Source organism: Streptomyces sp. NPDC002476 (genome assembly GCF_042889785.1).
GTDB lineage: Bacteria > Actinomycetota > Actinomycetes > Streptomycetales > Streptomycetaceae > Streptomyces.
The window spans coordinates 230599-243201 of record NZ_JBIARH010000005.1; the positions used below are offsets into that span (position 1 = coordinate 230599).

A 12603-nucleotide genomic window follows, 5' to 3' on the forward strand; every position below is an offset into this window, starting at 1 on the left:
CACAGTCGCACGCGCCGACACCCGCCGCATGTCGATCAGTCACTCTCAGTCACGCCTTGCGCGCACCGCCCGTACGTCCTGATCCGCGGCTCCCCCGGCGCCCACGAGCCCGCTCCGCACACCCGCGAGGCGCGGCCCGAACCGGCGCATCTCGCGCTGTCCCACGACCCCGATCAGGGTCGGCAGGCAGCCGCGTACGGACTGCGTCCCCCGCAGCCACCACTGCGCGTACACATGCGCGGAACGCCGTTCGACACCGGCCACGATCCGGTCGACGGCCGGCCCCAGCGGATACGTGCGGTTCGCGGGCCAGGGCAGCCGCTGCCTCAACTCCCGCATGACGTCGTCCTGATCGGCGCCCCGCACCATGTCCGTGTCGGTCCAGGACAGATAGCCCACCCCGACCCGCACCCCGCGGTGGCCGACCTCCGCGCGCAGACTGTGCGCGAACGCCTCCACGCCCGACTTGGACGCGCAGTACGCGGTCATCATCGGCGCGGGCGTCATCGCGGCGAGCGAGGCTATCTGGAGGAAGTACCCGCGGCTCTCCATGAGCACCGGCAGGAACGCCCGCCCGGTGACCGCGCCGCCGATCAGGTTGACCTCGATGACCCGGCGCCACGCCTCCGGGTCCGAGTCGACGAACAGACCGCCCGTCGCCACCCCGGCGTTGGCGACGACGACATCGACCTTCCCGAACCGCTCCTTGGCCTCCTGGGCGACGCGGGCCATCGCCTCGTGGTCGGTGACGTCCGCGAACCAGTGGTCGCTGTCGCCGTGCAGCCGCTCGGAGACCTTCTTCAGCTCGTCCGGTTCCAGGCCGACCAGCGCGAGCTTCGCACCGCGCGCGGAGAGTTTGCGCGCCAGCAGTTCGCCGACGCCGCGCGCCGCGCCCGTGACGACGACGACCTGCCCTTCGAGACTCCGTGCACCGCTCATGTCACATCCTCCTCCTCGGCCGTGCCGTCGTCCGCCGCGGTACGAGTCCCGTCGCGCGCGGCATCCGTGCCGCCCGCGGGGACGTACGTGGTGACCAGCTCCCGGATCTTCGCGGTGACCGCCTCCGGAGCCTCCACCGGTGTCATGTGCCCCATCCCCGTCAGCACGGTCAGCCCCAGGGAGCCGGGCAGCGACGCCACGAGGGCATGGGCGTGCACGGGCGGCGTCAGCCGGTCCTCCGTCCCCACGATCACCGCCGTCGGCACCCTCAACTCCCGTACGCAGGCGTCGAGGTCGAGGTCCGCGAGGACATGAGCCCAGGCCCGCCTGGCCGTTCGGGGGCAGGCGTGCACGATCCGGGCGCAGGTCTCGACCCGATCCGGAGCCGAACCCGGTCCCATCGTCCCGTACTTCAGCATCCACCGTGACAACGGTGTGACCGGCCCGAGCGGTGCGGGCGAACGCAGGATCGCCCTGTGTATTCGGTCACGCACGCCCCCGGCCGGCAGCGGAACGACCCGCGACTCGGCGGCCAGCCGCGAACTGCCGGTGCTGCACAGCAGCACGGCGGCCGCATGGGCGCGCAGACCGGGCCGCCGCGCGGCGGCCATCACCGTCATGCCTCCCATGGAGTGCCCGGCGATCACCGCCTTCTCGCCCGGTTCCAAAGCGGCGGCCAGCACCGCTTCGAGGTCGTCGGCGAGCGCGTCCGTGCCGTACCCCTCGCCGCCCACCTCGGGCGAACGGCCGTGCCCGCGCTGGTCGTAGGCGATGACGCGGTGATCCACCGCGAGGTCCCTGATCTGCGCGTCCCAGAAGCGGGTGCTGCACGTCCAGCCGTGCGACAGGACCACGGCGGGCGCGCCGTCCGGACCGTGCACCTCGACGTGGACGCGGGCACCGTCGGCGGAAAGCGCGGTCAGCGTGCGCATCGGAACGGGGGCGACGCCGTCGCCCCGCAACAGCCGGCTCATCCCGCGGCCTTCTTCCCCGCGGACCCCGCCATGGCGGGCGCCGCGAAACCTCCAAAAGCCCCGGAGGCGGCGGCCACCCCCGGCGCCGGCGCACCGGCGGCGACCGCCCCGACGGCGGCACCCGCTCCGGCGGAGCGTTCCCGGGCCCGTACGACCTCGTACTCCCCCAGGTCCACCGCCCGCGTCACCTTCCGGAACTCGGTGGTGGTGCCCGGCCAGACGGTGGTGTTGCGCCCGTTGGCGTCCAGGTACCAGCTGTCGCAGCCACCGGTGTTCCACACGGTGCGCTTCATCCGCTGCTGGACGCGACGGTTCCAGACGTCCACCGCGGAGCGGCGCGCGTCGAGGGCGACCCGGCCGCCGAGCACGTTCAACTGGCGCAGGTAGTCGGCCATGTAGTTCAGCTGGGACTCGATCATCAGGATCATCGAGGAGTTCCCGAGACCCGTGTTGGGGCCGATGACCGTCATCCAGTTCGGGAACCCGTCCGTGGTCGCGCCGCGCAGCGCCCGCATGCCGCCCTTCCACGCCTCGGCGAGCGTGGTGCCCTCCGCGCCCACCACCCGCTCGGCGATCGGCATGTCGGTGACGTGGAAGCCGGTGCCGAAGATGATGGCGTCGACCTCGGCCTCCGTCCCGTCGGACGCGACGACCGTGGAGCCGCGCACTTCGGCCAGACCGGAGGTCACGACATCGACATTGGGCCGGGCCAGAGCCGGGTAGTAGGTGCTCGACAGCAGGATCCGCTTGCAGCCGATGCGGTAGGAGGGGGTCAACTTGGCCCGCAGCACGGGGTCCTTGATGGCGCGCGCCATGTTGGACCGGGCGATCTTCTCGACCAGACCCAGCTCGTTCGGGTGCTTCGTGAAGGCACTCACCTGCAACTCCCGGATCCCCCACAGCAGTCCGCGGCGCGCGGTGCCGGTGATCGGGAGCGTGCGGTGAAGCCAGCGCTCGGCATCGCTGATCCGCCGGTCCATGCGCGGCATGACCCAGGGCGGGGTGCGCTGGAACAGCGTCATCCGGCCGACCTCGGGCTGGATCGCGGGCACGATCTGGATGGCGGAGGCGCCAGTGCCGACCATCGCGACGCGCTTGCCGGTCAGGTCGTAGTCGTGGTCCCAGCGCGCCGAGTGGAAGATCCGCCCGGGGAACCCTTCGAGGCCGGGGATGTCCGGCGTCTTCGGGTCCGAGAGCGGGCCGGTCGCGGAGACGACGACATCGGCCGTGAGGGTCGCCCCGTCGGCCGTCTCTATCCGCCAGTACAGCTCCTCGCGGTCCCACCGCATGAGCGTTACTTCGTGGTTGAGCCGTATGTGCGAACGCAGCCCGAAGGTGTCGGCCACGTGTTCCAGGTAGGCGCGGATGTGCTCCTGCCCGGAGAAGGTGCGCGGCCACTCGGGGTTGGGTGCGAACGAGAACGAGTAGAGGTGCGACGGCACGTCACAGGCACAGCCGGGATAGCTGTTGTCGCGCCAGGTGCCGCCCACGGAGTCGGCCCGTTCGAGGACGACGAAGTCCGTGATGCCTTCGCGGCGCAGCCGGACCGCGGCCCCGAGGCCGCCGAATCCGGATCCGATCACCGCCACTCTTACGTGCTCGTGCTGGGTCATGCTGCCGCCTTCCGCGATACGTCACACGACTCTGCCAGCAATCACTGGCGCGATGGGAGCCTAGAACAGCTCCGTACCGATGGGTAGGGGTACGGCGAAGTGGAGTTACCGCCGGTACGACGTAGGGTGCGGATGTGGTTGAAGGACGCGATCATCGTGAGTACCGGATGGAGGAGCTGGCCAAGGAGGCCGGCATCCCCGTGCGGACCGTGCGCTTCTACCGGGAGCGCGGCCTGATCTCGCCGCCCCGCCGGGAGGGGCGCATCGCCTGGTACGACGACCACCACCTGGCCAGACTGCGCACCATCGCGGGCCTGCTGGAGCGCGGCCACACCCTCACGGGGATCGCCGATCTCGCCCGCACGTTCGAGAGCGGGCGGGACGTCGCCGAGGTGCTGGGACTGGGCGAACCGACCGAGGAGACCCCGGTCCGCATGACGCCCGAACAGCTCGCGGACCACTTCGAGGGCGAGACCACCCCGGAGAACCTGGCCACCGCGCTGGAGCTGGGCTACCTGGCCACCGACGGCGACGAGATCGTCCACATCAGCCGCCGCCTGTTGGAGGCATCGGCCGAACTGGTGCGCGAGGGCGTACCGCTCGCCACGGTCCTCGCGGCCGGCCGCCGCGCCCGCGAACACATGGACGCCCTGGCGGACCTCTTCGTGAACGTGCTCGAAGCGCGCGCCGACGCCCCCGAACCGCCCCAGCTCCGCCCGCTGGCCCGCGCGGTGATGGACGCCGAGCTGTCCATGGCCCTGGACCGCCGACTGCGCCGCGAGCCCCCCGACCGGCCATCGGCGAACCGGGAGCCCGTGCCGTCCTGACGCGCCGCCGCCCCGGCACGCGGACCGGAACACCGCGAACGGGCGGGAACGGGGGCGCGGCCGGGCGCGGCGAGTGCGGCACGCCCGGAGACGGCCGGCCGGGAACGGAGGGGCGGAACGGACAAGCGGGAAAGGGTGCACGGAAACGGACGACGCAAAACAGGAGTCCGCGGTTCCGCCCCTTTGGTCCCGAATCCTGGTGGCGACTCCGGCCCGTGGTTCCGCCCTGCGGTTCCTGACCGTGGTTCCGGTCCGCGGTTCCGGACCGTGCTGCTGCCCCGGGGCGCCGGGCCCATGACCCACGGCCCACGACGCCCGACGCCCGACCCCCGACGCCTCCACCCGCAGCGGATCCGCTCACGCCAGGTCGTAGACCACCGTCACCGGGGCGTGGTCGCTCCACCGCTCCGGGTGCGTCTCGGCCCGCTCGACCCAGCCCTTGACCGCGCGGGCGGCCAGACCCGGCGTCGCCACCTGGTAGTCGATCCGCCAGCCGGCGTCGTTGTCGAAGGCCCGCCCGCGGTAGGACCACCACGAGTACGGCCCCTCCTGGTCCGGGTGCAGGGCCCGTACGACGTCGACGTACTCGGCCTCGTCGAAGACCCGGGTCAGCCATTCCCGCTCCTCGGGCAGGAAGCCGGAGTTCTTCTTGTTGGCCCGCCAGTTCTTCAGGTCGGCCTCGCGGTGGGCGATGTTCCAGTCGCCGCAGACCACGACCTCGCGCCCGTCGGCGGCGGCCCGGCCCTTGAGGTCCTTCAGGTACGGGAGGAACGCGGCCATGAACCGCTCCTTCTCCTCCTGCCGCTCCGTACCGACCTCACCGGAGGGCAGATACAGACTGGCGACCGTCACACCGGGGAGATCGACCTCGACGTAACGGCCGCTGGTGTCGAACTCCTCGCTCCCGGCGTGGCCGAAACCGCCGAACCCGATCTGCACCCGCTCCGGCGCACGCCGGGTGTAGAGCGAGACACCCGCCCGCCCCTTGGCGGCCGCGGGGGCGTGCACGGTGTGCCAGCCCTCGGGGTCACGCACCTCGTCCGGCAGCTGCTGCGGCTCGGCACGTACCTCCTGGAGGCAGATCACATCGGCCTCGGTCCCGGCCAGCCACTCGACGAATCCCTTCTTGGCGGCGGCACGGAGCCCGTTTACATTGGCAGTGGTCACAGTGAGCATTACGGCACGATACCGACATCCACCCAGCAGAGCTGCATACCTGTACCATACTTCGCATGATTATCCAGCCTCGGCCCTTCGATCACGCCGACGCCGTCAAGCTCAACGACCAGGTCCAGCGTGAATACGCCGAGCGGTACGGCGACGGCGAGGGCGATGTCACACCCCTCGACCCGTCGATGTTCGAGCCTCCGCACGGTCTGTATCTGCTCGCCTACGACGAACGGGGCCGTCCCGTCGCCACCGGCGGCTGGCGTTCCCAGGAGCGGAGCGACGAGGGCTACGCGGACGGCGACGCCGAGCTGAAGCGGATGTTCGTGATTCCCGAGGGCCGCGGGCAGGGCCTCGCCCGCCGCATGCTGGCCGCCCTGGAGGCCGACGCGCGCGCCGCCGGCCGGATCCGCATGGTGCTGGAGACCGGGGACAAGCAGCCCGAGGCCATAGCGCTGTACGCGTCCAGCGGCTACACCCCGTGCGAGAAGTTCGGCTACTACCGCATGCACGACAGCAGCCTCTGCATGGCCAAGCCGCTGCGGTAGGGGCGGTGGGGCCGTCCGTGCCCACCCCGCGCGTCGGCGACACGTCGACCGGAGCGCGAGTGATGTCGCAACACAAGATCACAGAACGCAACAACGCCGACCATCACCTCTGGCGCACCCACGTGCCCGCGCGCTCAGGTTCCATGAAGAGACGGACCACGAACAAGGGTCCCTACCGCGAGGTGCAGGTCAAGGTAGACGGACAACTCGCTGGAATCGCTGCGCCGTCTGGTGGCGCCCTGGTCGTCCAGCAGGATGTCCTTGACCTGCTGGTTCGACCGGTCGATGCCCGCGAAGGCGCCTTCCAGAACCTCTTCCTGGCCGGGCTTCGCCTTCAGTACCCGCTCTTTGATGATCTCCGCGAGGTTGCGGTCCTCCAGGTTGATGACGGTGAAGCGCTCCTCCAGATATTCGAGCGCCTGCTCCATGTTCTGTACGTCGGAGCCGAGGATGTCCTTGCCGACGAGCTGGGACAGGTCGCGCTGCCGGGAGATGAAGGAGACGATCGGCACCGGCCGGGCGGCGTTGCCGGACTCGATGAGCTTGACGAGCTTCTGGATCTCCTCGTTGACCCAGGTGCGCTCCCGCATCCGGGCCTGGAGCCAGAGGATCAGCTCGTCGAGGAACAGCACGACGCCGTCGTAGCCGAGCGTCCGGGCGTGCTTGCTGATCTCGCTGAGCCCGTCGTCCAGCGATACGAACGCGTTCACGTCTCCGGCCTTGCCGGTGGCGTACGACTTCATGGGGCCGCTGAGGAGGGCGGAGACGAGACGCTTGCCCTCGTCGCCGGAGGGTGCGGCAAAGGCGGCGTCGAGCTGGGCGCCGGTCCACGGGGTGGCGGTGGCGGAACCGATGGGAGCCAGGCCGCCGTCGGCGGGGGCTGAGCCAATGGGGGCCGGGCCGTCACCGATGGGGGCCGGGCCGTCGTCGGCGACGGGCGTACTGGGCGCGGCAGGCGCGGCGGTACCGGTGGTGGGCAGCAGCCGCGCGAACGCCTCGTCGCCGAGCGATTCCCGCATCGACCGGGCATCGGCCAGCAGCGCGTCCGACTTGTAGACCGCCGGGGTCGACGCGTCCGGACGCTCGGCACGCACGGCCCTGACGTAACCGTCGAGCAGCGCGGAGTCCAGGTTGGCCGCGCCGATCAGGCGGTAGGGCACCATCAGGAACTTCTTGCCGGGCAGCCAGTCGTTGTGCTCCCCGACCACCTCGCGCAGCCGGGGCTTGGCCCTGGCCGCCGGGTCGCCGTTGAGCACGGCGTGCAGCACGGTCAGGAAGTGGCTCTTACCGGCGCCGAAGGAACCGTGCAGATAGGCGGCGTACGAAGAGTTCTTCCGCACCGCGCCCCGCACCAGCCGCAGCGCCTTGTCGAACTCCTTCGCCAGCTGCTCGGTGACCACATAGTCGGCCACCGAACCGGCCTGGGCATCGCCGAAGCCGTCGGTCAGGGCGACCTTGAAGTCACCGGCGTGGGCGTCCTCCTTGATGTCGAGGACGTCCCTCAGCACGGCATTGCTGCCCCTGACCATCAGCCGCTCCCGCTCCCACCACGTCCGCCCGGCCCGCCGACCGGTTGCTCTGCGAAGTCCGGACGTCACCGGGACTCCCTGCTCGCCGTTCCTCACACCTGCCAGCTCGGTGTACCGGCCGAGGACGGTACGGCCAACGGACGTGGGCGCGCAGGGGCAGCCTGTCGGGCGCCCCGCCACGTTGTCGGGATCATCCACGTACGCCCAGTACGTGGACGACCCTCCGCCTTGCGATGCACCGCACCGGACGCCGCGGGCCCCGCCCTTCGGGCGGACGACGGGACTTTCGAAACATGCCCTAGAACTTGCCGTAGTAGCCGGTCAGATCAGCCTCGGGGCAGGCGACCGAACCGATCAGGCACGCGGCGTTCGCATACCCCCGGGTGTAGACGTTGGTGACCTTGCCGCCGTCGTAGATGTAGATGTGGTGGTTGGGCATCAGGCGGTGCTTGCCGGAGCGGATGGTGTAGTTCCCGCTCTTGGTCAGGTTGATGGTGAGGGCCCCGTTGATGGCCCCCTTGACGCTGCCCAGCCCCTTGCAGAAGGGATTGGTGGCGTGCAGGGACATCCGCACGTCCACGTAACTGCTGCCGGAGCCCAGCTTCTTGGCCGACATGTTCTTGGAGGTGGCGGTCTTGGTGGCGACCTTCTTGCCTGTCTTCTTCACGTAGACGTTGGTGGCGTGGATGTCCTTGTTGGCCACCACCTTCTTGGTCTTCCACGTGACCGTGGCGTGCAGGGCGGTGCGGTACTTGCTCGACTTCCAGTCGAACTTGCTGCGTCCGTCGCCGCCGAACTGGAATTTGCTGCCGTAGTCACAGCCCGCCAGGGGAGCGTCGATCTTTTTCTGCGGGATGAAGGCGATCCAGGAGAGGGTGGACGTCTTGGCAACGCCTGCGGCGGCTGCTCGGGAAACCGCTTGCTCGCGCAGCGCCGTCAGCGATCCGGAGGCCGGGACGGACACCTTCATCCCCCACAGCCGTGACTGCGGGGAACCGTTCTCCGGCAGCACCGGTGCGACCTGGTAGTGGTAGTCGGCGCCCGGTGTCACGTTCGTGTCGCGGAAGGAGGCGACCCCTGCGTCCAGACGGGCCACCTCCTTGCCGTCGCGGGTGACCACGTAGCGGGCGTCCTTCGCATACCCCTTCCACGACAGCTCCACGAAGGACTTGCCGACTGCGGCGGTGATCCCCTCGCGGGCCGAGGAACGGTCGACGACAGCGGTCTCTCCCGAAGCCGCCCGCATGACACCGAACCCCTGGGCTGCCAGCATCCTGCCCTCGGCGCTGTCCGCACCGACGCCGGACACGTCGTTCAGTTCGCCGGAGGACAGGGCGGATATGGAGAACGACGGAGCGCCCGGGCGCGGGTCCTGGCCGGGGGCGGCGGACGCGTGGAACCCAGTCACAACAAGTGTGAGCGGGGCCAAGGAGAGCGCTGCCACCCTGGCGGAACGAGAAAGCTGCATGAATCTTCCCTTTCGTCCTCTTCGCTGTCACTGCTGATCTGCGGGAGCGGGCAGCCCCGCTCCTCCCTGCCAGGCATCTGCCGGCAGCGCCGCCTCCCACCCGAAGGTCAGTGGACGATCGCCCTACGCCGACACCTGTTGCGCCCGGTGAAGGTCGTGAGCTGGAGCGACGCGGGCCGGAAAGGCCCTGCTGGGCATCGTGAGCGACGCCTTCTCCGTCAGGGCCCTTGCGAGGGGCTCGCGATTGCCTTCCTTCTTTTGGCAGGGGATGTGTCAACGACCTTAGGAATTAGGGGGGTTGTCGCGTAAGTGTCTCCTCGGGCACTGCCTTGACGGGCAGTGCCCGAAGGGGCAACGGCCTTCATGCTCATGACAATTCAGCATCCGTGGTGTGCGGAATACAGAGCATCGAAACGGTGCGGGGCGTCCTGCGTGCAGGCGGCATCAAGGGATACCGGTCGTGCCGCGGAGGCAGGACCGAAGGCACTCTCACGCAGGCCGCAATGAGGCCCGCAGACACGGAGTTCGTCAGACGCTCAGGGCAGCGGTGAGGAAGATCGGGTAGAGCACGCTCAGGGATCCGGTGGCGAGGCCGATGGCACACTGGCCTCGGTTGAGCTTGCGGACCAGGCCGAGGAGCGCGAAGGTGACGGCGAGGCTGCCGAACAGAAGCGGAATCGCGATCCCGAGGAAGCCAGCGAACACTGCGGCAATCAGAGCAACCGTACCGAGAACGAGCGATGCGGGCCCGTAGAGAGTAGCGGGGCTGTCTGCGGATCCGGTGGACATGTCGTGCTCCTCGCTACGGCATGCCGGCCTCTCCGACACGCACATATGATCCCTGCACTTTCATCATGGCACTTCTGGTCGTCTCGGATCCGCACCTCACAGGGACCGCCCATGAGACCAATCTCACGCGCAGGTGCGTTGCTGTCGGCCTCCCCGGTGCCCGCACGTGCCTGTCGGCCACACCTGGCGGAAGTATGCGGGGGGGGGAGCGTCCGGTCGGAGCGATGCGGTCACGGCCACCCGGCGGGCGGTGCCCAACAGAGCATCCGTCCGGCAGGCCGCGCCCGGCCCCGGGTCAGGAGGCCGGGCGCGGCCTGCGCTCACGCGGCAGACGCCTTCAGGGTGCCGGGCGGCAGCACGGAGCGTCGGCACGGACAGGACGGATCGACGCAGAGCACGTTGTGGGAGAGCACGGACAGCACTGCAACCTGCAGCCGAGTCTCCTGCCCCAGTTTCTCCGCTATGCGAGCGATATGCGCTTTCACCGTCCGCTCCGCGATACCGAGCTCACTCGCCAGCTGCCGGTTGCCCAACCCTGTGCCCAGCAGGAGAAGGACTTCCTTCTCCCGATCCGTCAGTCCCTTGAGTCGTCCGCTCGCACTCACCGGGGCGATTCCGGTTCGCCGGTAGGCGCAGGCCGCATCCGCTGCATCGGACCGTTTGGACATGCTGGCCCCTTCTGATGCCGCTGTTCCCAGCAGAGCCCCGTGCCCTGGGTGCGGCGGCAATCGTGCCCAACCTATCCCGCGCTACTGACAGGGGCACAGCAGTATCGCGGACCTCTCAAGGCTTGTCCTGCGTGTGACGCCACTCAGAACCAGATCTGGCTGGTGATCACCCAGATCGCGCTCGACCTGCTCGCATGGATGCCCCTACTCGCGCTGACCGGCGAAGCCGCTGATGGCCCCTTGGCGATTCGGACCGCGAGGATCGTCGGTTTCCGCGTGGGAAGCGGCAGGAGCTACGGCCCCTGCCCCACCGTCCACATCGGCCTGGTCCTGTCCGATCTGCCGCAAGGCGCCGAGCCCCTCCGCCGGGAAGCCGCCCTCGCGCAGGCGCACGGCCCGCACCGCGCTGCCTCCACTCGTGGCTCGACGCCGACACATCAGGCTGACGAAGTGCCGGCCTCGGACGCGTGCCCGTCAGTGGTGCCCTCGTCCTGGTCGGGTTCGCACGGCAGGCTCATGCCGCGGGACTCGGCGACCCGCAGCGCGTCGCTGAGGCATTCGGCGAGCCTGATCCCGGCGTACCGCACCTCGCTGTCGGGAACATGATGTCCCCCAGCACCGCACGGGCGTGGTCGAGGATCTCGGCCCCATCTCCAACTGCACGGCCTCCCTCTCGTCGGCCAACTGGGAGATGTGGCTGTTCCGTTCGTCGGCGACGAGGAAGCAGGGCTTGCCCTCGGGGGACAGCCAGGGCAGCAGGCGGGGCGGGCGCGCGACCGGTGCGGCGAGCGGGGGCGCGGGGTTGGGTACGGCGTCCATCAGGCCGCCACCCCCTGCGCGCCGACCACATGCAGGTCGAGGTCCAGTCCGAAGTCGGCGGCGAGCACCAGGGCGAGCCGCCGTCGCTGCTTCACACGTTCCTGGTCCGAGGCGAGGAGATACGGGCGCACCAACGCGCTCGCTCCGCCGTCGAGCGCGTGGTCCAGCCCGCACGGCGACCGGGCGGCGGGGAGGTGGACGGTAAGGCGAGGACGGGTGCGGGGTGTGCCGGGACGGCAGGGCCGGGCGGAGGCGGTTTCGGGGTGCGCAGGGACGGGACCGGCACGGTGGCGGCCGGTGCGGGGGCCGAGGGCCGGCCTCAGCAGCCATGCGGTGATCCGGCGGATAAGGCCGTACACGTCGACGCTCCTTGTTCAGCGTTGGCCATGCCCCGGGGCCCTGCCAGGCCGCCGGGGTCTTGTCGTCTCGACCACACCCGCAACTGCGTCCCCCTGCACCCCTGCGCCAAACACCGCGTCCGGACGCGGTCTGCCGCTCCCCGCCCCTGCGTACTGCTGCGCAGTGCGTCACTGCGGAGGAATGAGCGATCTCCCGCGCTACGAGTACGTCAAACTCGCCGACGCCATCGCCGCCGATATCGCGTCGGACAAGCTCCCGCAGGGCGCTGCCCTACCCGGCGAGCGCGCCATGACGGAGTTGTACAGCGTGAGCATCGGAACCGTACGTCGCGCCATCGTGGAACTGCGCAGGCGCGAACTCGTCGCAACTCTGCCTGCGAAGGGGACGTACGTGATCGGGGCTCCGGAGGCAGCCGCTGGCGACCCGGACGAGGGCAAGACCACCTGATGACCTGAGGCCTTCAGGCGCGTCTGCCTGAAGGCCCCTTCGCCACCGACCCGCGCTCTACTCGGCGGCCTTCTTTCGGCCGGCTCGCTTCTTCTCCGGGCGCCAGGCGCGGAGGTCGTCCTGTGACAGGTTGCGGTCCGCACGGCCACGGTTCAGCGCGGTCTGGAATTCCTGGGCGGGATTGTCACCCCACTCCTCGTCGTACGCGTCGTACCACTGGTGGACCCACGGCATGATCTCCTGTGCCACTGGCCTTGTGGGAGGCGCCGAATCCTGTCCCTGCCGCGCCACCACAGGGTGATCCGACGGTGGTGGCGCGGCGTAAGTTTGCTGTGTTGCTGGGTGAGTTCCGGCGTACGGCGGTATTGGTGCCGCTGGATGAGTTCGGGGATTTGTGGTCGGCGGAGCAGAACGGGGTTCGTTGGATCTGGGACCTTTACGACGGTGTCGGCAAG

14 protein-coding genes and 1 pseudogene are annotated in these 12603 nt (G+C 69.8%); 5 read left to right on the plus strand and 10 right to left on the minus strand.

Annotation, left to right across the window (positions count from 1 at the left end):
* Window positions 1-45 precede the first annotated feature (45 nt).
* Genes ACFYXM_RS08345 through ACFYXM_RS08355 form a run of 3 tightly spaced genes read right to left on the minus strand, consistent with a single transcriptional unit; the run spans window position 46 to window position 3526 of the window.
* Window positions 46-939 (minus strand): SDR family oxidoreductase, encoded by an 894-nt coding sequence (locus tag ACFYXM_RS08345; protein WP_389288037.1) that lies wholly within the window; start codon window positions 937-939, stop codon window positions 46-48.
* Complete coding sequence (locus tag ACFYXM_RS08350; RefSeq protein WP_389288039.1) at window positions 936-1913, minus strand: alpha/beta fold hydrolase; 978 nt, start codon at window positions 1911-1913, stop codon at window positions 936-938. Before ACFYXM_RS08350 ends, ACFYXM_RS08345 begins: the two co-directional genes overlap by 4 nt.
* Entirely contained in the window at window positions 1910-3526 is a 1617-nt protein-coding gene (locus ACFYXM_RS08355) for a flavin-containing monooxygenase (protein WP_389288041.1), read from the minus strand. The genes ACFYXM_RS08350 and ACFYXM_RS08355 overlap by 4 nt, the downstream gene beginning before the upstream one ends.
* Before the next feature lie 167 nt (window positions 3527-3693).
* Between ACFYXM_RS08355 and ACFYXM_RS08360 the strand changes: the two genes are divergently transcribed.
* The gene (locus tag ACFYXM_RS08360) at window positions 3694-4353 is read left to right on the plus strand and encodes a MerR family transcriptional regulator (protein WP_389288297.1); all 660 of its coding nucleotides are present in this window, start codon (window positions 3694-3696) and stop codon (window positions 4351-4353) included.
* A 357-nt stretch (window positions 4354-4710) separates the two neighbouring features.
* Here the strand turns inward: ACFYXM_RS08360 and ACFYXM_RS08365 are convergent, their stop codons facing one another.
* Window positions 4711-5529, minus strand: a complete 819-nt coding sequence (locus tag ACFYXM_RS08365) for an exodeoxyribonuclease III (protein WP_389288043.1) — start codon at window positions 5527-5529, stop codon at window positions 4711-4713.
* A gap of 56 nt (window positions 5530-5585) precedes the next feature.
* Between ACFYXM_RS08365 and ACFYXM_RS08370 the strand changes: the two genes are divergently transcribed.
* Complete coding sequence (locus ACFYXM_RS08370) at window positions 5586-6068, plus strand: GNAT family N-acetyltransferase (RefSeq protein WP_389288045.1); 483 nt, start codon at window positions 5586-5588, stop codon at window positions 6066-6068.
* A gap of 134 nt (window positions 6069-6202) precedes the next feature.
* Here ACFYXM_RS08370 and ACFYXM_RS08375 read toward each other — a convergent pair whose 3' ends face one another.
* The 4 genes from ACFYXM_RS08375 to ACFYXM_RS08390 form a co-directional block, all read right to left on the minus strand.
* Complete coding sequence (locus ACFYXM_RS08375; RefSeq protein ID WP_389288047.1) at window positions 6203-7666, minus strand: hypothetical protein; 1464 nt, start codon at window positions 7664-7666, stop codon at window positions 6203-6205.
* A 229-nt stretch (window positions 7667-7895) separates the two neighbouring features.
* Complete coding sequence (locus tag ACFYXM_RS08380; RefSeq protein WP_389288049.1) at window positions 7896-9065, minus strand: hypothetical protein; 1170 nt, start codon at window positions 9063-9065, stop codon at window positions 7896-7898.
* 528 nt (window positions 9066-9593) lie between these two features.
* Window positions 9594-9854 carry a hypothetical protein gene (locus ACFYXM_RS08385; protein ID WP_389288051.1) on the minus strand — a complete coding sequence of 87 codons (261 nt, stop codon included), beginning with the start codon at window positions 9852-9854 and terminating at the stop codon, window positions 9594-9596.
* Window positions 9855-10174: 320 nt separating this feature from the next.
* The gene (locus tag ACFYXM_RS08390; RefSeq protein WP_389288052.1) at window positions 10175-10522 is read right to left on the minus strand and encodes a LuxR C-terminal-related transcriptional regulator; all 348 of its coding nucleotides are present in this window, start codon (window positions 10520-10522) and stop codon (window positions 10175-10177) included.
* Window positions 10523-10684: 162 nt separating this feature from the next.
* Here ACFYXM_RS08390 and ACFYXM_RS08395 point away from each other — a divergent pair, with 162 nt between their 5' ends.
* The gene (locus ACFYXM_RS08395) at window positions 10685-11128 is read left to right on the plus strand and encodes a hypothetical protein (protein WP_389288303.1); all 444 of its coding nucleotides are present in this window, start codon (window positions 10685-10687) and stop codon (window positions 11126-11128) included.
* A 212-nt stretch (window positions 11129-11340) separates the two neighbouring features.
* Here the strand turns inward: ACFYXM_RS08395 and ACFYXM_RS08400 are convergent, their stop codons facing one another.
* Window positions 11341-11700, minus strand: coding sequence for a hypothetical protein (locus tag ACFYXM_RS08400; protein WP_389288054.1), 360 nt, complete (start codon window positions 11698-11700; stop codon window positions 11341-11343).
* Between the two features lie 181 nt (window positions 11701-11881).
* On the opposite strand from ACFYXM_RS08400, the gene ACFYXM_RS08405 reads away from it, so the two are divergent.
* Window positions 11882-12148 carry a GntR family transcriptional regulator gene (locus ACFYXM_RS08405; protein ID WP_389288056.1) on the plus strand — a complete coding sequence of 89 codons (267 nt, stop codon included), beginning with the start codon at window positions 11882-11884 and terminating at the stop codon, window positions 12146-12148.
* Window positions 12149-12205: 57 nt separating this feature from the next.
* Here the strand turns inward: ACFYXM_RS08405 and ACFYXM_RS08410 are convergent, their stop codons facing one another.
* Window positions 12206-12382, minus strand: a complete 177-nt coding sequence (locus ACFYXM_RS08410; protein ID WP_389288058.1) for a DUF7008 domain-containing protein — start codon at window positions 12380-12382, stop codon at window positions 12206-12208.
* Between the two features lie 74 nt (window positions 12383-12456).
* Between ACFYXM_RS08410 and ACFYXM_RS08415 the strand changes: the two are divergent.
* Window positions 12457-12576 (plus strand): annotated as a pseudogene (locus ACFYXM_RS08415) (SseB family protein); the annotation flags it as partial.
* Window positions 12577-12603 lie beyond the last annotated feature (27 nt).